The 22032-nt window shown below is 47.1% G+C and carries 27 protein-coding genes; 1 reads left to right on the top strand and 26 read right to left on the bottom strand.

What is annotated here, in order from left to right; genetic code table 11:
• Window positions 1–96: 96 nt before the first annotated feature.
• From moaA to AC3WTF_RS14055, 9 genes are all read right to left on the bottom strand, one after another.
• Window positions 97–1122 (bottom strand): GTP 3',8-cyclase MoaA, encoded by a 1026-nt coding sequence (gene moaA, locus AC3WTF_RS14095; RefSeq protein WP_039063778.1) that lies wholly within the window; start codon window positions 1120–1122, stop codon window positions 97–99.
• A 17-nt stretch (window positions 1123–1139) separates the two neighbouring features.
• Window positions 1140–1928: a formate dehydrogenase accessory sulfurtransferase FdhD gene (fdhD, locus tag AC3WTF_RS14090; RefSeq protein ID WP_007407586.1), complete on the bottom strand. Its 789-nt coding sequence runs from the start codon at window positions 1926–1928 to the stop codon at window positions 1140–1142.
• A 94-nt stretch (window positions 1929–2022) separates the two neighbouring features.
• A complete protein-coding gene (locus AC3WTF_RS14085) occupies window positions 2023–2187 on the bottom strand; it encodes a hypothetical protein (protein ID WP_007407587.1) in 165 nt (54 codons plus the stop codon).
• Window positions 2188–2272: 85 nt separating this feature from the next.
• The gene (locus tag AC3WTF_RS14080) at window positions 2273–2953 is read right to left on the bottom strand and encodes a VWA domain-containing protein (RefSeq protein WP_012118657.1); all 681 of its coding nucleotides are present in this window, start codon (window positions 2951–2953) and stop codon (window positions 2273–2275) included.
• Between the two features lie 309 nt (window positions 2954–3262).
• A complete protein-coding gene (locus tag AC3WTF_RS14075; RefSeq protein WP_007407590.1) occupies window positions 3263–3949 on the bottom strand; it encodes a VWA domain-containing protein in 687 nt (228 codons plus the stop codon).
• A 264-nt stretch (window positions 3950–4213) separates the two neighbouring features.
• A complete protein-coding gene (gene spoIID / locus AC3WTF_RS14070) occupies window positions 4214–5245 on the bottom strand; it encodes a stage II sporulation protein D (protein WP_039063779.1) in 1032 nt (343 codons plus the stop codon).
• 199 nt (window positions 5246–5444) lie between these two features.
• Complete coding sequence (gene murA, locus AC3WTF_RS14065; protein ID WP_007407592.1) at window positions 5445–6755, bottom strand: UDP-N-acetylglucosamine 1-carboxyvinyltransferase; 1311 nt, start codon at window positions 6753–6755, stop codon at window positions 5445–5447.
• 33 nt (window positions 6756–6788) lie between these two features.
• Entirely contained in the window at window positions 6789–7529 is a 741-nt protein-coding gene (locus tag AC3WTF_RS14060) for a YwmB family TATA-box binding protein (protein WP_007407593.1), read from the bottom strand.
• A 141-nt stretch (window positions 7530–7670) separates the two neighbouring features.
• Window positions 7671–7901, bottom strand: a complete 231-nt coding sequence (locus AC3WTF_RS14055) for a DUF1146 family protein (protein WP_003151181.1) — start codon at window positions 7899–7901, stop codon at window positions 7671–7673.
• 172 nt (window positions 7902–8073) lie between these two features.
• Between AC3WTF_RS14055 and AC3WTF_RS14050 the strand changes: the two genes are divergently transcribed.
• Window positions 8074–8544: a hypothetical protein gene (locus tag AC3WTF_RS14050; RefSeq protein ID WP_007407595.1), complete on the top strand. Its 471-nt coding sequence runs from the start codon at window positions 8074–8076 to the stop codon at window positions 8542–8544.
• A gap of 44 nt (window positions 8545–8588) precedes the next feature.
• Here AC3WTF_RS14050 and AC3WTF_RS14045 read toward each other — a convergent pair whose 3' ends face one another.
• The 17 genes from AC3WTF_RS14045 to AC3WTF_RS13965 form a co-directional block, all read right to left on the bottom strand.
• Window positions 8589–8987, bottom strand: a complete 399-nt coding sequence (locus AC3WTF_RS14045) for a F0F1 ATP synthase subunit epsilon (protein ID WP_003151176.1) — start codon at window positions 8985–8987, stop codon at window positions 8589–8591.
• A gap of 23 nt (window positions 8988–9010) precedes the next feature.
• Complete coding sequence (atpD, locus tag AC3WTF_RS14040; RefSeq protein ID WP_003151173.1) at window positions 9011–10432, bottom strand: F0F1 ATP synthase subunit beta; 1422 nt, start codon at window positions 10430–10432, stop codon at window positions 9011–9013.
• A 25-nt stretch (window positions 10433–10457) separates the two neighbouring features.
• Complete coding sequence (gene atpG / locus AC3WTF_RS14035; protein WP_003151172.1) at window positions 10458–11321, bottom strand: ATP synthase F1 subunit gamma; 864 nt, start codon at window positions 11319–11321, stop codon at window positions 10458–10460.
• A 75-nt stretch (window positions 11322–11396) separates the two neighbouring features.
• Window positions 11397–12905, bottom strand: coding sequence for a F0F1 ATP synthase subunit alpha (gene atpA, locus AC3WTF_RS14030; RefSeq protein ID WP_003151170.1), 1509 nt, complete (start codon window positions 12903–12905; stop codon window positions 11397–11399).
• Window positions 12906–12921: 16 nt separating this feature from the next.
• Complete coding sequence (locus AC3WTF_RS14025; RefSeq protein WP_003151169.1) at window positions 12922–13467, bottom strand: F0F1 ATP synthase subunit delta; 546 nt, start codon at window positions 13465–13467, stop codon at window positions 12922–12924.
• A complete protein-coding gene (gene atpF / locus AC3WTF_RS14020; RefSeq protein WP_003151168.1) occupies window positions 13464–13976 on the bottom strand; it encodes a F0F1 ATP synthase subunit B in 513 nt (170 codons plus the stop codon). The genes AC3WTF_RS14025 and atpF overlap by 4 nt, the downstream gene beginning before the upstream one ends.
• Window positions 13977–14118: 142 nt before the next feature.
• The gene (atpE, locus tag AC3WTF_RS14015; protein ID WP_003151167.1) at window positions 14119–14331 is read right to left on the bottom strand and encodes a F0F1 ATP synthase subunit C; all 213 of its coding nucleotides are present in this window, start codon (window positions 14329–14331) and stop codon (window positions 14119–14121) included.
• Window positions 14332–14376: 45 nt separating this feature from the next.
• Window positions 14377–15111, bottom strand: coding sequence for a F0F1 ATP synthase subunit A (gene atpB, locus AC3WTF_RS14010; RefSeq protein WP_003151158.1), 735 nt, complete (start codon window positions 15109–15111; stop codon window positions 14377–14379).
• Window positions 15112–15118: 7 nt separating this feature from the next.
• Window positions 15119–15502, bottom strand: a complete 384-nt coding sequence (gene atpI, locus AC3WTF_RS14005; RefSeq protein WP_003151155.1) for an ATP synthase subunit I — start codon at window positions 15500–15502, stop codon at window positions 15119–15121.
• Between the two features lie 418 nt (window positions 15503–15920).
• On the bottom strand, window positions 15921–16550 hold the full coding sequence (gene upp / locus AC3WTF_RS14000; protein WP_003151154.1) for a uracil phosphoribosyltransferase: 630 nt from the start codon (window positions 16548–16550) through the stop codon (window positions 15921–15923).
• Window positions 16551–16684: 134 nt separating this feature from the next.
• On the bottom strand, window positions 16685–17932 hold the full coding sequence (gene glyA, locus AC3WTF_RS13995; protein WP_015240756.1) for a serine hydroxymethyltransferase: 1248 nt from the start codon (window positions 17930–17932) through the stop codon (window positions 16685–16687).
• 147 nt (window positions 17933–18079) lie between these two features.
• Complete coding sequence (locus AC3WTF_RS13990; RefSeq protein WP_032867407.1) at window positions 18080–18622, bottom strand: TIGR01440 family protein; 543 nt, start codon at window positions 18620–18622, stop codon at window positions 18080–18082.
• Between the two features lie 13 nt (window positions 18623–18635).
• Window positions 18636–19085: a ribose 5-phosphate isomerase B gene (gene rpiB / locus AC3WTF_RS13985; RefSeq protein WP_492314286.1), complete on the bottom strand. Its 450-nt coding sequence runs from the start codon at window positions 19083–19085 to the stop codon at window positions 18636–18638.
• A 133-nt stretch (window positions 19086–19218) separates the two neighbouring features.
• Window positions 19219–19674, bottom strand: a complete 456-nt coding sequence (locus tag AC3WTF_RS13980) for a low molecular weight protein arginine phosphatase (protein ID WP_007407600.1) — start codon at window positions 19672–19674, stop codon at window positions 19219–19221.
• A gap of 73 nt (window positions 19675–19747) precedes the next feature.
• Window positions 19748–20305: a manganese efflux pump MntP gene (locus tag AC3WTF_RS13975; protein ID WP_007407601.1), complete on the bottom strand. Its 558-nt coding sequence runs from the start codon at window positions 20303–20305 to the stop codon at window positions 19748–19750.
• 68 nt (window positions 20306–20373) lie between these two features.
• Complete coding sequence (locus tag AC3WTF_RS13970; RefSeq protein ID WP_492314285.1) at window positions 20374–21414, bottom strand: L-threonylcarbamoyladenylate synthase; 1041 nt, start codon at window positions 21412–21414, stop codon at window positions 20374–20376.
• 156 nt (window positions 21415–21570) lie between these two features.
• Complete coding sequence (locus tag AC3WTF_RS13965) at window positions 21571–22014, bottom strand: GNAT family N-acetyltransferase (protein ID WP_007407603.1); 444 nt, start codon at window positions 22012–22014, stop codon at window positions 21571–21573.
• Between the last annotated feature and the right edge of the window lie 18 nt (window positions 22015–22032).

The raw sequence follows: 22032 nt of genomic DNA, 5'->3' as shown, positions 1-22032 counted from the left end.
CAGCCGCCGGTCACATACCGACAGCTGGCTGCTTAAAGGTGTTTTGATCCCTGTCTCAAAAACGGGGGTCAGTCCCTTGTCCGGGCAGGCTTTTCTTCATCCGCCTATATAAGACATTTCCACTTTCTTTTTCCCATCCGTTTTAGAAAGCGCGCGGTCAATTGAATACTGATCCGTGCGATTTCTCCAGACAGAAGCGATGGATTCCGTCAATTCATCATCGGTCAGACCGCCGCGCACGAGTTTCCGAACATCATAGCCGCTTGACGCAAACAGGCACGTAAACAGCTCTCCTCTCGCCGACAGGCGCGCTCTGTTGCAGGAGACGCAGAATGCATCCGAGACGGAGGAAATCACGCCGATTTCGCCGGAACCGTCAAGATAGCGGAACCTGGAAGCGACCTCTCCTTTATAATTCGCTTCTATCGGCTCCGTCGGCATGTGCTGGTTGATCAGATCAATAATCTCTGCCTTCGTGATCACGTCTTTTTTATTCCATTGATTCGTATTGCCTACATCCATAAATTCAATAAACCGGAGAATATGACCCTTTTCTTTAAAATAGCGGGCCATCGGCAGGATATCTTTTTCATTGACGCCCTTTTGAACAACCATATTGATTTTCACACCGAGTCCGGCCGCTTTTGCCGCCTCAATGCCCTCAAGCACCTTGTTCACCGAAACCCCGCGGCCGTTAATGGCCTTAAACCGCTCATCCTCTAAAGAATCGAGGCTGACTGTCACGCGATGCAGCCCCGCCTGCTTCAGTTTTTCCGCATACACGGGAAGCAGAGAGCCGTTTGTCGTCATCGCGATATCTTTAAGTCCGGGGATGCGCGCAAGTTTTTTGATCAATTCAGGCATATCTTTTCTCATGAGCGGCTCTCCGCCCGTCAGCCTGATTTTTTCAACGCCGAAGCGGCCGACAAACAGCTTCGCAAGCCGCTCAAGCTCCTCGAAGGAGAGCAATTCCGTCTTTTGTAAAAATGGATAATCCGGTCCGAATAATTCGGCTGGCATACAGTACGTGCATCTGAAGTTGCAGCGGTCGGTTACAGAGATACGAAGATCCCTGAGCGGCCTTTCCCTTTTGTCTGTCACCCGGCGCGTTTCTGTATTCATAAGCCCAAGACCCCTTTCTATTGTTCAACCCGTTCAGGATGTGTGTATACGTTAAATGATCCGTTTCTGACAAAACCTATCGCGGTTATGTTCAGCTCTTCCGCCATTTGCAGCGCGAGCTCCGTCGGCGCCGATTTTGAAATGACAATCGACACGCCGATTTTTGCGGCTTTTAATAAAACCTCCGAGGAAATCCGGCCGCTGAAGACGATCAGCTTGTCACGGACCGGCATTCCGTTTTTCAAACAGCAGCCGTACAGCTTATCCAGCGCGTTGTGGCGCCCGATGTCCGTCCTCATGAAGAGCAGCTTTTCCGTATCGCACAGCGCCGCATTATGGACGCCGCCCGTTTCCTGGAAGGTGCCGCTTCCTCTTTGCATCTCCTTCATCAGGCGAAGGCACGTCTCAGGAGTTATAGTGATACGGCTGACGGCGGTTTTGGCCGTTTTCACATCCTGCTGAAAGTAAAAATGGCGGCCTTTCCCGCAGCATGAACCGATGACCCTCTTCGTATAGTCTTTTTGCTCAAGCACTCCGGGATTCGTCAGTTCAACATATGCAAACCCGAGACTTTCATCTATAGTAAAGCTTTTGATTTCTTTTTCAAAACGAATGACGCCTTCTGATGCGAGAAATCCGATGACGAGTTCCTCTAAATGGTCAGGCGTGCAGACGAGCGTAACAAATTCCTGCCCGTTCACCATGACGGTCAGCGGATACTCTGAAACCATCCGATCTGCCGTCTTTGTTAATACCCCTTTTTCATAGCGGTATATGTCTCTTACCGCTGTTGTTTTTTCATCCACTGTTTTCCCCTCCGCAGTATCCTTCTCTTTTATTCTTCCACAATCCCTGTATTTTGTCGAATTTGCGGTTTAAAAAAAGAGCCCTCTTAGGACTCTATGTTTCATTGCGATGATGTCTGCTCAGAATGGTGAATAAAATAACTGCGGCGATAATGGCCAATATACTGACGAATATGAAGGCGGCAAGCTTCAGAAAAATTCCCATCAGAACAAAAACGACTGCCGCCAGCACTAATATAATGCCTGCTCCTTTTAACAACAGCGTTCATCTCCTTTTATCCGTATCATTCCCGCGGTTCCGTTTTCTAAACAAAAAAGACGCCGCGCGGGCGTCCTTTTTTAACCTATTCTTTTGCTAAATCCTTTGCAGCGTCTTCCCAAGCCTGTTTGAACTCGTCCGCGCTGTCAGCTGAGACATATGTGCCGCCTCCCGCTTCCGCCGCTTTTTCAAGGCTTTCGCTTCCTTTCATGCCGAAGTTGAAGCCGATGATATTGACGATCGTGTTGACGTTCGCTTTACGGAGCTTTTGAATTTCGGCCTGAGGATTACCGCCGCATGTTTCTTCACCGTCTGTGATCAGATATACGACGTTTTTCCCTGTGGCGCCGGCCCGCTCAAATTCTTCACGCGTATCAGAAAGCGCTTTCGCAATCGGTGTCCAGCCGGTCGGTTTAATCTTGCTGAGTGATTGCTCAAATGGAGTCACGGCGTACGGCTGAAGGCCGTATAACGTTTCTGTCGCATTACATGATACGGCTTTGCCTGAGTTTTTATTATTGCCCTTATGCCCGAATACCCGAAGCATCAGATTCGTGTCTTCAGGAAGAACTTCCGCAAAAGAAGTGACAGACTCTTTCGCAACATCTATTTTACGCTCTCCCCCTGTTTTTTGTATCATGCTTCCGCTTGCATCAAACAGCACAGCAACGTTTGTTTCTTCGTGCTTTTTCTCAGCTGCAAAAACAGGTGATCCGAGTGAAAGCGTCAAAAGTCCGACAATCCCCGCAGTGAACATTTTTTTCATTTCCTTCATTCCTCTCCGTTTGTTTTTGGCCGATGGGCCCCCGGCTCTTCTCTATGCTAGATGACGTGTATGCAAAAAGATATAGGGCGTGATTCCTTTTGTATAAGCGGCTGTACGCCGTTAAAAATGAACAGAATTATGCGCATCATCCTAAAAAGATTGGATAAATGATGACAGATTTAATGCCTTTTTCGCCCTTTTTGTAATATAAGTCCGGAATCTGATTCTTTTTACAGTTTTCTCTTCATCTTTTCTTGAAATTTTTGTTAAATAAAAATAAAAAAAAGGGCCGATAAACGGCACCTTTTCTTATTCCGCTAATGAACTCGCTGCCATTGTAAAGATGCGGTTCATATCCTTTTGGCTGTGAGCTTCGTAATATTTTCCTCCGCCCGCTTTGGCAATCTCGTGAAGCTGGCCGTTGAAGCCTTCCTTAAAGTCAAAGCCGATCACGTTGACTTTAATATGCTGTTTGCGAAGTTCTTTCGCTGTCTTAACAGGATCTCCTCCGCATGTCTCCTCGCCGTCCGTCAACAGGAAAACGGATTTACTGCCAAGTTTGTGCAAACCGGTAAAGGAAGCCTTCGCATCCTCTAATGCTTTTGCAATCGGTGTCCAGCCCGTAGGCCCGATTCCGTTAAGAGAGTTAAGGAAGCTCTGTCTGTCAAACCTTTGGAACCCGTACACACCGCGAATGGATTCACAAGATTGAACCTTTCCGGAGTTTTTATTATTGCCTTCCGAACCGAAAACCGTCATTCTGACCTGTGATTTAGATTTAATTTGATCCGCAAAACGGACAATTTCTTCTTTTGCCATGTTGTATTTAGAAACACCGTCAATCCGTTTTGCCATACTGCCGCTCGCATCAAGTAAAATGGCGGTATTGTTTTTAAATGAAAGAGTCTTCTCGTTTGCATTCTCGGCAGCAAAAGCAGGAGATGCAGCAGTCAGCATCAATCCGAGCATGAGTATGAGTGAAAATGTTTTTTTCATTGCTTTTTCCCCTTTTCAATAGATTTACGTTCAACGCCGAACAATATTTATCGTAAATGAGATGAAAAGGGAAATAAATAGGACGGCGTTCCTCATTATTTTTGCGTATATTCACATAGAAGCGGCATTTTTATCAGTGATTTACACCCGGCGCTCAGCCTTCAATCGACATTTGTCAGCCTTTAGGCTTTCGTTATATGAGTCTGTTGGTTGCTTTACCGTTTATGGAATAGTTTTCAAAAAAACAGACGCTCATGAAAGCGTCTATTTTTTCGCCATATATTTGTTTAAAAATGAATCTGCTTCGGAAATGTCCACTCCCTGATAATAATGCTTGACGATGTCCGCCACTGATTTTCCCTGCTCCGCCATGTAATTGGCCCCGTACTGGCTCATGCCGACGCCGTGGCCGAATCCTTTTGTCGTAATGGTGATGCTGCCGCCGTTTCGTTTCCATTCAAAGTCGGCAGAACGGAGTCCGAGTTTTTCCCGGATGTCTCTTCCCTTCAGCTTTTTGCCGTTGATGACGGCCGTTGCCACTTGATGGCCCGGCGTTCTGGCTGTAATCTGTCCCACCGTGTTTTGTCCTGAGAGCCGTACGCCGAGCTTTTGCTGAAACTCCGGCACACTGAAGGTCTGGGTGGCGAGATATTTCGGCGATTGCTTATCCCACGGACTTTTCACGCTCTTTAAATAAGGAATGGCGCTTGTCCAATAGGCTTCCGCATTTTCCGTATACCCGTTGCTCGTAGAGAAGAAAGATGCCTCAATCGGCTTGTTATCGTACGTTAAAATCTTTCCTTGCGTGCCGGCGACCGCGTTTGTGATTTTCTTGAGGTTGTGTGCGTACTTAGAACCCCATTCTTTTTTCAGCTGGCTTTTGCTTTGATAGACTTGGAACATTTGCGTATCATCCACCAGTGATCCTTTCGGCGCCTGAACGGCTGAGTCAGCGACCATCAGTCTGACGATGAATGTACGGGCGGCGAGCGCCTGGGCTTTTAAGGCCTCCGGTTTAAAGTTTGCGGGCATTTCGGAAGCCACAACACCGATCACGTACTCTTCAAGCGGAATGTTTTCTACAGAATGATTGGATGTCCGATAAACCGGAATGGATACAGGTGATTCTTTCAATGTTTCTGCTCCTTTTGTTTCTCGTGTGGTGTGTGCTGTTTTGTGTCCGGGTTCTCTGTTTACGGCTGCTCCTTTTTCTGCCTGAAACGGAAGGACGAGAATGGTGGGGACTAGAAGAATAAGTATACACAGCCCGGATAGTAGAAAAACAATCGGTTTCATATATCAGCTGCCTCCTGCTTGGGATTCGACTCTACTTCATCTTATGGGCAGGGACAAGCTAATATGACTTCCTTTTGGACAGAATCTTTATTCCATTTTTCACGCGAAAAACGTATTCTTTTTTGGAAATCAGAGCATAATAATGATGATAAACCATAAAAAAACAGTATGCCAGATTGACATACTGTTTTTACAGCCATTATGCGTTTAGGTCAGTTACGACTTCTTTGCTTTCTTGTTCAGCGGCCGTTTCATCAACGACACGCTCGATGTCAGCGCCGAGAGCCGCAAGTTTTTTATGGAAATTCACATAACCGCGATCCAAGTGCTTCAGTTCCGTGACGCGTGTATGACCTTCAGCCACTAATCCCGCAAGAATCAGCGCCGCGCCCGCACGCAGGTCCGTAGCGGCAACTTCTGCGCCTTGCAGCTGTACAGGACCGTTAATGATCACAGAACGTCCTTCAATTTTAATGTCGCCATTCATCCGGCGGAATTCTTCAGCATGCATAAAACGGTTTTCAAACACAGTTTCAGTAATCATGCTTGTTCCGCTCGCACGGAGAAGCAGCGCCATCATTTGCGACTGCATATCAGTCGGGAATCCTGGGTGAGGCATCGTTTTAATGTCGATCGGCTTCAGCTGGGCAGGACCGATGACACGAAGGCCTTCTCCTTCATCCGTAATTTTGACTCCCATTTCTTCCATCTTCGCAATTAAAGACGTAAGATGCTCAGGAACCGCACCTTTCACTAATACATTTCCTTCCGTGATAGCCGCAGCCACCATGAAAGTACCCGCCTCAATACGGTCAGGAATGATGTTGTGTCTTACGCCGTGAAGCTTCTCGACACCTTCAATTTTAATGGTGCCTGTGCCGGCTCCGCGGATTTTTCCGCCCATCGCATTGATATAGTTCGCTAAGTCAACGATTTCAGGCTCTTTTGCCACGTTTTCAAGCGTTGTTGTTCCTTCAGCTAAAGCAGCTGCCATAATCAAGTTTTCTGTCGCACCCACACTTGGGAAATCTAAATAGATTTTTGCGCCCTGCAGACGGCCTTCTACTTCTGCTTCAATAAAGCCGTTGCCTACTTTGATTTTTGCACCCATTGCTTCAAAGCCTTTTAAATGCTGATCAATCGGTCTTGAGCCGATTGCGCAGCCGCCCGGAAGCGCTACTCTTGAATGACCCGTACGGGCTAACAGAGGGCCCATAACAAGCACTGACGCGCGCATTTTGCGCACATATTCAAAAGGTGCTTCTGTTTCTAAAGCGTAAGAAGCGTTTACGGTAACTTCATTATTCTCAAAATGCACATCTGCTCCTAAATGACGCAACACTTCATTAATTGTATATACATCGGAGAGCGTAGGTACATCACATATTACGCTTTTTTCTTCACTTGCTAATAAAGATGCAGCGATAACTGGTAAAACGGCATTTTTTGCTCCTTCAACTTTCACTGTGCCGTTTAACTTCTGACCGCCGCGGACGATGATTTTTTCCAAGGTATTCCCCTCCGCGTCCCTATATTCTCTATATTAATATTCAGTCGTCACGATTGGTGTGCCAACCGTAACGGTATGTTTTTCGCCCATTCCCGCACTTCTAAGCGCAACTTGCACATTCATCTTATGTTTCGATGTCATGATGTAATCTGTCCACTTATATGTAAATGCAGAAACAGAAACGAAATGAGGCTCAACTACATGTTCAACTGGACTTGCTTCAAATTCTTTCATGAGCTGTTCTGCTTTTTTTTGCAAAACAATACTCATATTATCATTTAAATGACCCTTTAGACAAGTAAAAATAAATACTTTATTTTGAAATATGTCATGTGCCTGCCGTTCAAACTGTTCATATGTATCATTCCAGTTTTCCGGTTGCTCCGGGCTCATTTGCTCATATAATAAATACGAAGTTGGGTTCTGGTTTTTGAGGGTAGTGACGAGCTGCAGTTTAAAAGTTGTGTGATTTTTTTTGTCAGAATACGTGCCGACGGTCTTTACGATTTTATCTTCCCGCGCGGATTCCCAATGATATTGCGGATACTGCGTCTTCAGTTCTTTTACCTTGTCATCAAATTCACTCAGTGACAGGTTCAGATTTTCTTTCGCATGAAGCGTCCATTCATCTACAGTGACCTGCTGCCGCTCCATTCCTTCGGCAATCTGGGCAAGCGGAGACAGCTCACTTGCATGAATGGAATGAAATACCGCTATTAAGGCGCTTAAAAAAACAAAAAATAAGATGATGCGGCCTGCTCTTTTTTTCTTCATATCGATCTCTCCCCCTTACTCCCATTTTTGCCGGAGCCGGGGAAAGCGATACATGGAAAACTTCGTCAAAACTCGCCAAGCGGGTGAAGAAAAATTGGTTTCTCACCCAGCGATTCCCTTCATTTCAACAGACGAAACATCTTAAAATAAGTATGGAAGCTGTTTCGAATAGGTAAGATAATCTAAAAAGAAGTTGGCGACTGCCGTACCGATCGCAATGGTAAGAAGAATGATCAGCAGCCTCGCCTGCACTATTTTTCCTTTTCGGATCAGCGGATCAAAGTTGACGGCCTGAAGCGCCCACCATGTCACCGCAATGCATACCAGGTGAACCAGGATGCTGATTGCGGCCTGCTGCCCCAATACATTCACAAATCCCATCTCCTTTCATTTTTTCCGCCCCTCATATCCTCTCTTATTATATAAGAAGAAGAGAGAAAGATGATCATTTTTACATCAGAATTTTTATCCAAAATTAGGGGCAATCCCCGCTTAAATGTCCGTTCTCCGGCATGATATACTTTTTTGGAAAGGAGATGGGAATATGAATCATTCCTTTTTTCATCCGGAAAAGCAGTATGGAGAAACACTTCCCGTATTTGACCACGAGTGGGAAGCGATAGCATTCTACTATGATTATAGACAGTCTCAAACAGAGGAACTGAAAGAATTATGTCAGTTTTTCAACATTTCTCTTGATTATTCACGCGGCAGCCTGCTGGAAGTGGAAGCTCTTTACTTCCGCAGCATACAAGAGCTGCTTTTGGCGGATTGGAACCTGCCGATTGACGAATTTGAGAAAATGCTCAGTGTGTATGTCATCGATTGCGCCATCAGACACCATGACGATGCCGAATGGGTCGTCAAACCTTATCCGTATACGGACGGCGCCTATACGACGGGTGTGCGGAGAGGAAACAAAACGTGGCACACCGACAACTGCTGCGAACATTTATATCTGCAAAAAGAAGAGGATCATCCGCTTATCGGCGTCTATGAATCTCTTATGCGTTAATATAGAAAAAGAATCCTTCTCAGACAGCCGAGAAGGATTCTTTTTTAGTTTCCTGCAACATCCAATCTGTTTACAGCCCGCTGTAGCGCAAGCTCAGCCCGACGAATGTCAGTATCATCTGATCGTTTGTTCAAACGGTCTTCCGCCCGCTTTTTCGCAGCAAGGGCGCGCTCTTTATCAATGCTTTCCGCTGTTTCAGCGGCTTGTGCAAGGATAGTGACCTGATCAGGACGGACTTCTAAAAATCCGCCGCTGACAGCCGCCAATTCGGTCTGTCCGTCTTTTTTAAGGCGGACAGCGCCGATTTTAAGCGGAGCCACGGTCGGAATATGGCCAGGCAAGATACCGAGATCACCGCTCTCGGCTCTTACACTTACCATTTCAATATCAGCATCATATACTGGGCCGTCGGGAGTAACGATATTGACTTTAACGGTCTTCATGCTTTTACCCTCCTAGGACCAGATTAAACTTCTACACCCATCTCTTTTGCATTCTCAATGACTTCTTCAATGCGTCCCACAAGACGGAATGCATCTTCCGGAAGATGGTCATATTTACCGGAAAGGATTTCTTTAAAGCCTCGTACCGTTTCTTTAACAGGCACGTAAGAACCCTTTTGTCCCGTAAACTGCTCAGCTACGTGGAAGTTTTGAGAAAGGAAGAACTGGATACGGCGTGCGCGGTGAACGACAAGCTTGTCTTCTTCACCTAATTCGTCCATACCGAGAATCGCGATAATATCCTGAAGTTCTTTGTAACGCTGAAGCGTTGACTGGACTTCACGCGCCACCGCATAATGCTCTTCTCCGACAATTTCCGGAGCAAGCGCGCGGGAAGTGGAAGCCAGCGGATCAACCGCAGGGTAGATACCCATTTCAGTTAATTTACGCTCAAGGTTAGTCGTCGCATCCAAGTGAGCGAACGTTGTCGCCGGAGCCGGGTCAGTATAGTCATCGGCAGGCACGTAGATCGCCTGGATAGATGTAACTGAACCAACGTTTGTAGACGTAATACGCTCTTGAAGCTGACCCATTTCTGTCGCAAGCGTCGGCTGATAACCAACCGCAGAAGGCATACGGCCGAGAAGCGCGGAAACCTCTGAACCCGCTTGTGTGAAACGGAAAATGTTATCGATAAAGAACAGTACGTCCTGTCCTTGTTTATCACGGAAATGCTCAGCCATTGTAAGACCCGTCAATGCTACACGCATACGTGCGCCCGGCGGCTCGTTCATTTGTCCGAAGACCATGGCTGTTTTCTTGATAACGCCTGAATCGCTCATTTCGTAGAAAAGGTCGTTCCCTTCACGAGTACGCTCTCCTACACCGGCGAATACGGAAATACCGCCGTGCTCTTGCGCGATGTTGTTGATTAATTCCTGGATTAATACGGTTTTACCTACGCCGGCGCCGCCGAACAATCCGATTTTACCGCCCTTGATGTAAGGAGCGAGCAGGTCAACAACCTTAATTCCCGTTTCAAGAATTTCAACCTCAGTTGAAAGCTCATCGAATGAAGGAGCTGATCTGTGGATCGGGTCCTTTTGAGCATCCGCAGGCAGCGGTTCATTTAAATCAATTTTATCTCCCAGTACGTTAAATACGCGTCCGAGAGTCACATCACCGACAGGAACGGAAATCGGCGCACCTGTATCAACAGCTTCCATTCCGCGCTGAATTCCGTCCGTAGATGCCATGGCAATTGTACGGACTGTATCATCGCCTAAATGAAGAGCAACCTCTAGCGTTAGGTCGATGCCTACTTCATTTTCGCCTGTAGCTGGCTGTGAAACTTTAATCGCATTATAAATCGCAGGCAAGTGGCCGTCCTCGAAACGTACGTCGACAACCGGTCCAAGCACCTGACTTACGCGTCCTTTCTTCATCGCTATCCCTCCTGACAAAATCTTTCTATTCTAAAGCGGCTGCACCGCCGACAATTTCGGTAATTTCTTGTGTAATCGCCGCTTGACGCGCGCGGTTATATGAAAGCGAAAGTGAATCAATGAGTTCTTTCGCATTATCAGTCGCATTTTTCATTGCTGTCATTCTCGCAGCGTGTTCACTTGCTTTACTGTCAAGAAGCGCGCCGTAAATTAAGCTTTCCGCATATTGAGGAAGCAGCACTTCGAGCACCTCTTCTTCATCCGGTTCGAACTCGTATGAAGCCGTGCGCTTCCCGCCGCTCGTTCCGAAATCCGTTAAAGGCAGCACTTTTTTCTCCGTCACTTCCTGTGAAATCGCACTGACGAAATGGTTATACACCAAATGCAGTTCATCAAAAGCGCCGTCGATAAACATTTGAACCGTCTGACGGGTCAAATCTTTAATCTGAGCAAAAGTGACCTCGTCGCCAAGCCCCACTAACTCAGACAAAATCGGCATTTCCCGTTTTTTGAAGAAATCGCGGCCGACTCTGCCGATTGCAATCACCGTGTATTCATCTTTAGACTGATGGCGTTCTTGAATGGTGCGGTAAGCGTTTCGCAAAACCGAACTGTTAAACGCACCCGCAAGCCCGCGGTCAGACGTAATGACGAGATACGCCGTCTTTTTCACTTCTCTTGAGACAAGCATCGGGTGTTTCGCGTTTTTCGCGCCTTTTCCGACGTTAAACACAACCTCCTGGATCTTATCCATATACGGAGCAAATGACTTCGCGTTGGTTTCCGCACGGTTCAGCTTCGCAGCGGATACCATCTGCATGGCTTTTGTAATCTGGCTTGTTTTTTTCGTTGACGTGATCCTTGACTTAATATCGCGTAATGAGGCCAAAGATTTCACCACCTTTATTCTTCATTTGCGTAAAAAGAGAGAAAAAGAGAACCTTTTTCTCTCATCTTCTAAGGGTTAGTTGCTTGGTGCAAATGTGCGTTTGAAGCCTTCGATTGCAGCTTTGAAGTCTTCATCAGCAGGAAGGTTTCCTGTTTTCGCAATGCCGTCAAGCAGATCTTTATGGTTTTGATCAAGGTACATGTAGTACTCTTCTTCAAAACGTCTGATATCCGCAACCGGAATATCATCAAGATATCCTTTTGTCAGCGCATAAAGAATGGCTACCTGTTTTTCAACCGGAAGCGGTTTATTCAAGTCTTGCTTCAGCACTTCAACTGTACGCGCACCGCGGTTCAGTTTCGCCTGAGTCGCCTGGTCAAGATCAGATCCGAATTGGGCGAACGCTTCAAGTTCACGGTATGAAGCCAGGTCAAGACGCAATGTTCCCGCTACCTTTTTCATCGCTTTGATTTGGGCTGATCCGCCGACACGGGATACGGATAATCCGGCATTGATCGCAGGACGCACGCCTGAGAAGAATAGGTCGGATTGAAGGAAAATCTGTCCGTCAGTAATGGAAATGACGTTTGTCGGGATATAAGCGGAGATATCTCCTGCTTGTGTTTCGACGAACGGCAGCGCCGTAATTGATCCTGCGCCTTTTGCGTCACTCAGCTTGGCTGCGCGCTCAAGCAGACGGGAGTGAAGATAGAATACATCCCCGGGGAATGCTTCACGGCCCGGCGGACGGCGAAGAAGCAATGACAGCTCACGGTAAGCGGCCGCTTGTTTGGATAAATCATCATATACGACGAGAACGTGCTTGCCGTTGTACATGAATTCTTCACCCATTGTCACCCCTGCATACGGTGCAAGGTACAGAAGCGGAGCCGGCTGTGAAGCGGACGCTGTCACGACAATCGTGTAATCAAGCGCGCCATGCTTACGAAGTGTTTCCACCACGCCGCGCACTGTAGATTCTTTTTGACCGATCGCTACGTACACACAGATCATGTCTTGATCTTTTTGGTTTAAGATTGTATCAATCGCAACAGATGTTTTACCTGTCTGACGGTCACCGATAATCAGCTCACGCTGTCCGCGGCCGATCGGAATTAACGCGTCGATCGCTTTGATACCCGTTTGCAGCGGCTCATGTACCGATTTACGGTCCATTACGCCTGGAGCCTGGCTTTCGATCGGACGTGTTTTGCTTGTCAGAATCGGACCCAGTCCGTCTACCGGCTGTCCGAGCGGGTTGACGATACGTCCGATTAATTCTTCACCTACAGGAACTTCCATGATGCGGCCCGTTCTTTTGACCTCATCACCTTCACGGATATCTCTGTAAGGTCCTAAGATAACGATACCTACGTTGGATTCTTCAAGGTTTTGAGCCATACCCAAAACGCCGTTTGAAAACTCAACAAGTTCACCGGCCATACAATTGTCAAGGCCGTGCACACGCGCAATACCGTCTCCGACTTGGATGACTGTACCTACGTCATGAACTTCAATTTCAGATTGGTAATTTTGAATTTGCTGCTTTATCAGCGTGCTAATCTCTTCAGCTTTGATGCTCACTTAGGTTTCACCCCTTCTATCGATTTCCTCCGGCAAGTTGACGTTCCATGCGCTCAAGCTTTCCGCTTACGCTTCCGTCATAAATCCGGTTTCCAATGCGGACTTTAATGCCGCCTATTAAATCCGTCTGCACTTCATTTCTGATTCTGAGCGAAGCGATTCCGGCTTTTTTTGCAAACACTTGAGACAATGATAACATTTCCGCTTCTGACAGCGGTTTTACTGAATAAACAACCGCGTCCTCTGTCTGACGGGCCTGATTGGCAAGTTTGATAAACTCGTCTGTGAGATCAGGCACAATCGAAGACCGGCGGCGGTCAATCAGAAGAAAAATCGTATGCAGCACAGACTCAGACAGTGCGCCGAACGATTGCTGAATCAGCTCTTTTTTCTTAGCGGCCGATACCTTCGGATGGCTTAACACTTCCTGTAATCCGGCTTCGTTCCGAAACACTTCTTTTAGCACGGTAAGCTCTTCTTCGATTTCATTGATTTGAGAAGTCTCAACGGCAATGTCGAAAAGCGCTGACGCGTATCGTTTAGAGACAGCAGATCCACTCATCGGCTTTCTCCTACCTCTTTAAGATAGTCCTGAATCAGTTGTTCCTGGGCTTGTTCATCAAGCTCTTTTTCAATCACTTTCGATGCGATTAAGACAGAAAGTGATGCGACTTGCTCGCGAAGTGCGGAAACCGCTTGTTCTTTTTCTTTGACAATTTCGGTTCTCGCCGCTTCTTTCAATCTTTCAGACTCGGCGCGTGCAGCCTGGATAATGTCTTCCTTCTGCTTTTCACCCAGTTTTTTCGCATTTTCAATGAGTGATTGTGATTCCTGTTTCGCTTCTTTTAAAAGAACGCGCTGCTCTTCAATCAGCTTCTGCGCTTCTTTATTTCTTTCTTCAGCGGACGTAATTTCGCCGGCGATATGATCTTCACGCTGTTTCATTATATTTAATAGCGGTCCAAGAGCGAATTTCTTGAGAAGCGCTAATAAAACTAGCATAGCTAACAATTGGAATAGGATATCTCCGCCGTTAAACGACAGTCCTAATTCAAGAGGTAATTGAGACATCTACTACGGCAACTCCCTTCTGCAGGTTTTCTCTGCTGATAAAAAGCCGTTTCGGGACGGCCTGCTTATCAGACATAAAGCAATGGCGAAGGTTCTCTTAGAGTGATCTTCGCCATTTTTAGTTCATATAAGGCTTTTTTGCTTAGCCAAAGAACGCTAAGAACGCGATAACGACAGCGATAATCGGAAGGGCCTCAACCAATGCGATACCCATGAACATAAGAGTTCTAAGTTCTTTTCCTGCTTCCGGCTGACGGGCGATTCCCTCTACCGTACGTGAAACGATCAGACCGTTACCAATACCTGCACCAAGTGCACCTAAACCGATTGCAATTGCAGCTGCTATTAAATTCATGAAAAAGTTCCTCCTTTAAAATGTTATCCGAATGGATATATGATTTTAATGATCATGACTGATTTTGTGTGACATGTACACCATCGTCAGCATCGTAAAGATAAATGCCTGGATGGTACCGATGAACAAGCTGAACGCCTGCCATGCAAGCATCGGAATAATGGCTCCGACTGTGCCGACCAAACCGAGAAAGAAACTGTTTGAGTAGAAATTCGTCGCCAGATTCGCAAGCAGGCCAAGAAGAATTTCCCCGGCGAAAATGTTACCGTAAAGACGAAGTCCGAGTGTCAGCGTATTCGCAAACTCCTCAATGATCTTCATCGGGAACATAAGCGGAACCGGTCTGAGGTAATCCTTAGAGTATTCCTTCAAACCTTTCATCTTCACGCCGTAATAGTGCGTTAACGACACAACCATAACGGCTAGAGTCAGAGTAATAGCCGGATCGGCCGTCGGTGATTTCCACCAAAGCTCGTGTCCGACCGTTACAGAAAACGGCAGCCCCAGCATATTTGATACAAATATGTACATCAGCAAGGTTACACCAAGCGCCAAGAAGTTAGCCCCTGTTTTTAAATCCATTGTACTGCCTATAATATTGCGGACAAAATCAACAATCCATTCCATGAAGTTCTGGGCTTTTCCCGGACGGATGGACAGCGTTCTCGTAGTGAGAATCGCAATCAGCAGCACAATCACACTTGCCACAGTAATCATCAGAATGTTTGTCAGATTAAAAGTAAGACCAAACAAATCAATAGTTCTGTAATCGTGATTCAATGGGTTTTCACCTCTCTTCCATTGATGAACGTTTGAGCTGAATAATGGAATCTATCATAATGACGGGATAAATTGTCATTAATCCAATAATCACACTTGCCACACTGACTTTATCGGGATATTTAAAGGCGACAGCCATCGCAAGTATCGCATTGCACCAACGCGCTGCGCTCCCGAGTGATCGTATGGACTTTCCTTTCGCCACGGCCTTGTCAAAAGCATTCATTCTTCTGGTCAAGAGCCACAAATTAAACAAACTGAAAACAGTTCCCAAAAAGAGGCCTAAAAAAACAGTTTTATACGCCGTAAGACCATATCCCAGCAAATAGATTGCTAAGATTACAAATACATATCTCCGTTGTCTGCTGAATGTAAGATTGGGATCGTCCATCAACTATCTGTCTCCTGATGAAAATGTAATATAATTCCTGGATACGGCAAAACATGCGGTTAACCCTTGCAGAAGGCCTTTTTTGTCCGCAAAACGGCCTGTTCGAAAAAACCACTCATCCTCCTGATGCCACGGGATGCTGTTTCATTCGCTTAGATAAATCCTCATATAACGGGTTTTTTGGAGGATTTAAAATGAGGATGGATACTAGAAATGAAAGGAATGAAAACCTTCTCATAATACCCTCGTTTAGCATACAATAGCCCCTAACATGTGTCAATCTGTTTAAAGTTAAAAAACTTTTTATACCGAAAGCATACACAGAATGTTCACAAATTCACCTATAAATGTATGAAGTCTGCCCATTCAGCAAATATCTGGATAAAAAAAGAAAACCCCCTGAATGAGGTTTTCCGATTTATTTGGTTCCGTACAGTCTGTCACCCGCGTCACCGAGGCCCGGAACGATATAGCCTTTTTCATTCAGTTTTTCATCAAGGGCTGCGATGTAAATATCAACGTCAGAATGATGTTTCTGCAGCTCTTCCACGCCTTCCGGAGCCGCTACAAGACACATAAAACGAATGTTTCTCGCGCCGCGCTTTTTCAGGCTGTTTATCGCTTCCACCGCAGAACCTCCCGTAGCAAGCATCGGATCCACGACAATAAATTCGCGTTCTTCTACATCAGAAGGAAGCTTGACATAGTATTCCACCGGTTTTAAGGTTTCCGGATCACGGTATAATCCGACATGTCCCACTTTAGCGGCCGGGATTAATTTCAGCATGCCGTCAACCATTCCGAGACCCGCTCTCAGGATCGGCACGATACCGAGTTTCTTCCCTGAAATCACTTTGGAAGTCGCTGTTTGAACAGGTGTTTTCACTTCCACTTCTTTAAGAGGAAGATCACGTGTAATTTCAAACGCCATCAGTGACGCGACTTCGTCCACAAGGTCTCTGAAATCCTTTGTGCCTGTATTTTCATTCCGAATATATGTCAGCTTATGCTGGATTAAAGGATGATCAAATACGTAAACCTTTCCCATACTGTGTTCAGCTCCTTTTTTGTTGTCCGAGTGACTTTTTCACACTTCTATTGATTCTACAGAAAAAGACAAACAGTTTCAAGAAAATCATAAAAAAACCCGCCGGATTAAGGTTCCGGCGGGTTTCTTCCTTATTAATAGCCTAGTTCTTTATATAAAGGAAACTTTTCAGTCAAGGCAGATACGCGCTGTCTCGCTTCTTCAAGTTTTGCTTCGTCTTCATGATGTTTCAGCGCGAGGCCGATGATGGCGCCGACTTCTTCAAGCGCGTCACCGTCAAAGCCGCGGCTTGTCACAGCTGCCGTACCAAGACGGATTCCGCTTGTGACGAACGGTTTTTCCGGATCGTAAGGGATCGCGTTTTTATTAGATGTAATGCCGATTTCATCAAGAACGTGTTCAGCGACTTTTCCGGTCAGTCCGAGAGAACGGAGGTCGACAAGCACAAGGTGGTTATCCGTTCCGCCTGATACGAGCTGAATGCCCTCTTTGTTCAGAGACTCAGCCAGGCGCTTCGCGTTCGAGATGACGTTTTGCGCATATGTTTTGAAATCATCTTCAAGCACTTCTCCGAAAGAAACGGCTTTGGCCGCGATGACATGCATAAGCGGTCCGCCTTGGATTCCCGGGAAAATGGATTTATCAATCTTTTTGCCGAACTCTTCACGGCAAAGGATCATTCCTCCGCGGGGTCCGCGAAGTGTTTTGTGAGTCGTTGTCGTTACAAAGTCAGCGTAAGGAACCGGATTCGGATGAAGACCGGCTGCGACAAGACCCGCGATATGCGCCATGTCTACCATGAAGTAAGCGCCGACTTCATCAGCGATTTCGCGGAATTTTTTAAAGTCGATCGTGCGGGGGTACGCGCTCGCTCCGGCAACGATGAGTTTCGGCTTATGCGCCAGCGCTTTTTCACGCACATCTTCATAATCTATATATTGCGTGTCTTTATCGACTCCGTATTCTACAAAGTTGTATTGAACGCCGCTGAAATTAACCGGGCTTCCGTGTGTTAAGTGGCCGCCGTGGGAGAGGTTCATCCCGAGCACCGTGTCGCCGTGCTCTAAAATCGTGAAGTAAACAGCCATGTTCGCTTGAGCGCCTGAGTGCGGCTGAACGTTTACATGCTCAGCTCCGAAAATCTCTTTCGCGCGGTCGCGGGCGATGTCCTCAACGACATCAACATGCTCACAGCCGCCGTAGTAGCGTTTGCCGGGGTAGCCTTCAGCATATTTGTTTGTTAAAACAGAGCCTTGCGCTTCCATTACCGCTTCCGTCACGAAGTTTTCAGAAGCAATTAATTCGATCTTAGTCTGTTGACGCTTACGCTCATCTTTGATGGCGTTAAACACTTGTTTGTCTTGTACAGGTAAATGTTTCATCAGCGAGATCCTCTCCTATCCGTTTCCTGTTCTTTATTTTTACCACCCTTATTGTACATGGTTTTTCAGGTGAATGTAACAGCTTATTTAAAAAAATCACAAAATAAAATTAGAAAACACGAACATTATACAGGAAAAGTATTTTCATCATTCGCATTCATAAACGGCGCGAATTCCGCCTATCAGCTTCGGCCTTGTCCGGGCCATCGTCACATGTGCTTCTCCAAGCTCACGGCTTGATATCCGGACAGGGACGGCAACGGGTTTCAGATGCATGCCGATGAACGTATCACCGATGTCAATCCCGGCGTCAGCCTGAATCGATTCAGCGAGCACGGGAGAACGCATCTGCCGGTATGCATAAGAGGCCATCGCTCCGCCCGCTTTCGGGACGGGGACGGCTGAAACAATGGGGAGCCTGAACCGCTCGGCCGTTTCCGCTTCAATGACAAGCGCCCTGTTTAAATGCTCGCAGCATTGAAAAGCAAGATGCACACCCGTTTTTTCCTTAAACCGGTTAAGTCCGCCGTATATCAATTCAGCCCAATCCCCGCTTCCGGCGGTGCCGATCCGGCTTCCGGCGGCTTCACTTGTACTGCACCCGATCACCAGCAGACTGCCTTCCGTCAGTCCTGCCTGCTCTTGAAACTCAGTCAGCATGTCCGTCCATTTTTGCTTCATCTCTTCCATTGTCCAGCACCTCTTACAGATTTTTTTCTTCGTAATCTGCGATTTTGCCGATCCGCCGTTCGTGGCGGCCGCCCGTAAATTCAGTCGTCAGCCAGACTTTTGCGATTTCGCGCGCCAGCCCCGGGCCGATGACGCGTTCGCCCATCGCAAGAACATTCGTGTCATTGTGTTCACGCGTCGCTTTTGCGCTGAAGGTGTCATGGGCAAGCGCACAGCGTATGCCCTTTACCTTATTTGCGGAGATGCTCATGCCGATGCCTGTGCCGCAAATTAAAATTGCCCTGTCAGCTTCGCCGTTCACCACTTTTTCCGCTACCGGAAAAGCGTAGTCTGAATAATCGACAGAGCCGGCGCCGCATTCACAGCCCATATCAATGTATTCAATCTGCAATTCATCCAAAAGACTTTTTATTTCTTCGCGGATATGGATGCCGCCGTGATCTGACGCAATAGCTACTTTCATTCATTTACCTCCTAGGTGTGGCTGGGCGAAGACAGCCCAGTGTGCTTGTCCTTTTTATTACGAAATCCGTTGATTTCATTCTACTCTTTCACATTCGTTTTGCAAATGACCTGTTTGCAGATTTTCTGACAGATTACTTGCTTTTTCCGTCAAGCAATTGATCAGCCAAAAGGGTCAGCAGCTCCTCCAGTTCGTCCCGCGTCTGTTTATAAACATCAAGCGGACCGCCGAACGGGTCAGAGATATCGCCGTTTTCCCCCGTTACGTATTCTTTAATGGTAAAGACTTTGCCCTGACTGTTTTGATATCGGCCTTCAATCAGCTGTTTGTGCTGTTCCGTCATCGCCAGCACCAGATCAGCCGTCTCGATATGTTCTTCCGATAAGGGAGATGAACTGTGATTGAGAGCGATCCGTTTTTCAAACAGCGCTTCCACGGCATGGGCTGACGCTTTTCCGTTCGGAGACGCGAATACGCCGGCCGAGCTTACGCTGACGTCCAGCCCTTTCGTTTCTGCAATGGATTTAAAAAGAGCCTCAGCCATAGGACTGCGGCACGTATTGCCTGTACATACAAAGATTATTTTCATGTCCGTCACCTCTTACTGCCTATTATAAATGAAGAAAAAAGAAACGGCATCTTCGTTTCTTTTTTTACGTATCTTATACCGGTAAAAGCAGTTTCAGCCCGAATCCGATCAAAATGGCTCCGCCGAGCGCTTCGCTGTACGAGCCGAGCCACGACTGCACCTTTCTTCCCGCCAAAAGGCCCGCCCATGTTAAAACGGTGCTGAAGACCCCGAACAGCGTAACGGCCAGAAACGGGTTGGAACCGTTCATCCCGAGACTGAGCCCGACAGAAAAGCTGTCCAGACTGACACCGACCGCAAACAGCAACAGTCCCGAGCCTGCCGGAGATATGAGCGGCCCGTCTGATTGTTTAAACGCGGCGATGATCATCTGCACCCCTAAAATGAAAAGAAGAGATCCGCCGATGTAAACGGCAAGCATCCCCAGAAAACCGGACAGCAGATGCCCGGCCGCCATTCCCGCAAGCGGCATCATGACATGAAACAGCCCGATGACAACCCCTATATGAAAAATCTGTTTTTTCTTCAGCTGAATCATTCCCATTCCGAGCCCGACGGAAAAGGCATCCGTCCCCAAAGCAAATGCCATGATGCTTAAGGAGACAAGTTCCCCGATGAATAGATTCGACATGAAATAAAAACCCCCTTGGACGTGCCCGCTTGTTTAGCTTATGCATGTCCGATAAGGGGTAGAACAAGTTAATGGATAACGGTGCCGCCTGCGGCTTTCATCAGCCTGTTCATCACGGCGAGCCCCACTCCGGTATCCGGAAAGGACTCAGAAATAATCATGTCCACTTCCGCTTCATCAAAGCTGCGGAGCGCATCGTATAAGGCGGACGCCACTGTTTCAAGGTCGGCGCGTCTGCCGCAGACCTTGATATAATCAGCCTGGTAACTATCGGCGTTCTCTTCTGTTGTCAAAATGCCGATTCGTTTCCCCCGGCTTTTATATGCGTCTGCCAGTTCTTGAATTCTCCAGGCGCCGCCGTCGGCAATAGCCATCGGCGCAGAAGGCGCGTAATGTGTATATTTCATACCGGGAGAAATAGGAACCTCATCTTCTTCGGTCAGCCCTTTATCCACAAGAACCGAACCGGCGGCGGATTCAATCTGCTCTTTTGTCACGCCGCCCGGACGAAGCAGCACGGGCTGTTTCCCCGTACAGGACAGAACGGTTGATTCCACTCCGATTCCCGTCGCGCCGCCGTCCACAATACCGGCAATGCGGCCGTTTAAATCATGAGCTACATGCTCGGCCTTCGTCGGGCTCGGTTTTCCTGATAAATTGGCGCTCGGCGCGGCGATCGGCAGTCCGGCCGAGCTGATGAGGGCTAATGCTACCGGATGATCAGGCATTCTGACCGCTACCGTCTCAAGTCCCGCGGTGACACGGGGTGACAGCACACCGGGCTTACACGGCAGAACAAGGGTCAGCGCCCCCGGCCAGAATAGCTTCATAAGCTTTTTCGCCGTCTCAGGAATATGGCTGATAAAACGATCAAGCTGGCTGATATGGGATATATGCACAATCAGCGGGTTATCGCTCGGCCTTCCTTTCGCCTCATATATTTTCGTTACGGCTTCCGTATTTTCAGCGTTAGCGCCCAGTCCGTAAACGGTTTCTGTCGGAAAAGCCACAACCTCATTCTGCCGCAGCAATTCCGCGGCTTGTGTAATCTGGGGATCGGTTGTGGATAATTCTGCGGAACAATCCACAAACCATCTTCTTGTTTTCATGTAGAACCAAACTCCTTATTTTAAAGCGGTAAAACTTTATTTTCTCTCGTGTATTCCTTTTGAAAGTATAAAAGATGTCCTTTAATAAAACAAGTGTTATCCACAAACTGTGGACAACACTTTTTAATAAGTGGATAACCTTGTGTATAAGTTAGATCAGGCAGAGGTTTTCACCATTAAAAACGAACCTTCTGTGCATAACGAGTTGCGGAAATGTTCGGACGTATACAGTTCATCAGGCGCATCGGCGCACGCTTCAAATCCCATCACATTCAGAAACTCAGCAGATGAGGGCTGATTGGCGACTAAGTAGACATCTTGAATCTCATGTTTTTTGCACAGCACATCCATACTTTGAAACAGTGTAACGATATGGCTTTGATTCAGCCTGTCCGACATGACGAGTGAACGGAGAAGCCCTTTTCCGCCGCTGAATTTTTCGATCCCGAGACAGGCGGCAATCATTTTTTCGCTGTCTTCCAGTACGATAAACCGGCTGATCTGCTGATCGATTTCCGCATGTGCCGTATCAGCCTTTTTCAAAAAGGCCTCCAGCGCCTCCGTATCTTGATCTCTTGCCACTCTCAGCTGATAAAACATATATTTCCCTCCGTTTCG

The sequence above is a fragment of the Bacillus sp. EB106-06-01-XG163 genome (genome assembly GCF_058791615.1).
The sequence above is the reverse complement of the archived record's forward strand: the minus strand, read 5'-3'. Positions and strand labels throughout refer to the sequence as shown.

Coding starts and splice junctions, on each gene's coding strand:
- moaA (WP_039063778.1), bottom strand. CDS start 1,122: ATGAATACAGAAACGCGCCGGGTGACAGACAAAAGGGAAAGGCCGCTC.
- AC3WTF_RS14080 (WP_012118657.1), bottom strand. CDS start 2,953: ATGAAAAAAATGTTCACTGCGGGGATTGTCGGACTTTTGACGCTTTCA.
- AC3WTF_RS14075 (WP_007407590.1), bottom strand. CDS start 3,949: ATGAAAAAAACATTTTCACTCATACTCATGCTCGGATTGATGCTGACT.
- spoIID (WP_039063779.1), bottom strand. CDS start 5,245: ATGAAACCGATTGTTTTTCTACTATCCGGGCTGTGTATACTTATTCTT.
- AC3WTF_RS14060 (WP_007407593.1), bottom strand. CDS start 7,529: ATGAAGAAAAAAAGAGCAGGCCGCATCATCTTATTTTTTGTTTTTTTA.
- AC3WTF_RS14050 (WP_007407595.1), top strand. CDS start 8,074: ATGAATCATTCCTTTTTTCATCCGGAAAAGCAGTATGGAGAAACACTT.
- AC3WTF_RS14045 (WP_003151176.1), bottom strand. CDS start 8,987: ATGAAGACCGTTAAAGTCAATATCGTTACTCCCGACGGCCCAGTATAT.
- atpD (WP_003151173.1), bottom strand. CDS start 10,432: ATGAAGAAAGGACGCGTAAGTCAGGTGCTTGGACCGGTTGTCGACGTA.
- AC3WTF_RS14025 (WP_003151169.1), bottom strand. CDS start 13,467: ATGAGTGGATCTGCTGTCTCTAAACGATACGCGTCAGCGCTTTTCGAC.
- atpF (WP_003151168.1), bottom strand. CDS start 13,976: ATGTCTCAATTACCTCTTGAATTAGGACTGTCGTTTAACGGCGGAGAT.
- atpE (WP_003151167.1), bottom strand. CDS start 14,331: ATGAATTTAATAGCAGCTGCAATTGCAATCGGTTTAGGTGCACTTGGT.
- atpI (WP_003151155.1), bottom strand. CDS start 15,502: ATGGACGATCCCAATCTTACATTCAGCAGACAACGGAGATATGTATTT.
- upp (WP_003151154.1), bottom strand. CDS start 16,550: ATGGGAAAGGTTTACGTATTTGATCATCCTTTAATCCAGCATAAGCTG.
- glyA (WP_015240756.1), bottom strand. CDS start 17,932: ATGAAACATTTACCTGTACAAGACAAACAAGTGTTTAACGCCATCAAA.
- AC3WTF_RS13990 (WP_032867407.1), bottom strand. CDS start 18,622: ATGGAAGAGATGAAGCAAAAATGGACGGACATGCTGACTGAGTTTCAA.
- rpiB (WP_492314286.1), bottom strand. CDS start 19,085: ATGAAAGTAGCTATTGCGTCAGATCACGGCGGCATCCATATCCGCGAA.
- AC3WTF_RS13980 (WP_007407600.1), bottom strand. CDS start 19,674: ATGAAAATAATCTTTGTATGTACAGGCAATACGTGCCGCAGTCCTATG.
- AC3WTF_RS13975 (WP_007407601.1), bottom strand. CDS start 20,305: ATGTCGAATCTATTCATCGGGGAACTTGTCTCCTTAAGCATCATGGCA.
- AC3WTF_RS13970 (WP_492314285.1), bottom strand. CDS start 21,414: ATGAAAACAAGAAGATGGTTTGTGGATTGTTCCGCAGAATTATCCACA.
- AC3WTF_RS13965 (WP_007407603.1), bottom strand. CDS start 22,014: ATGTTTTATCAGCTGAGAGTGGCAAGAGATCAAGATACGGAGGCGCTG.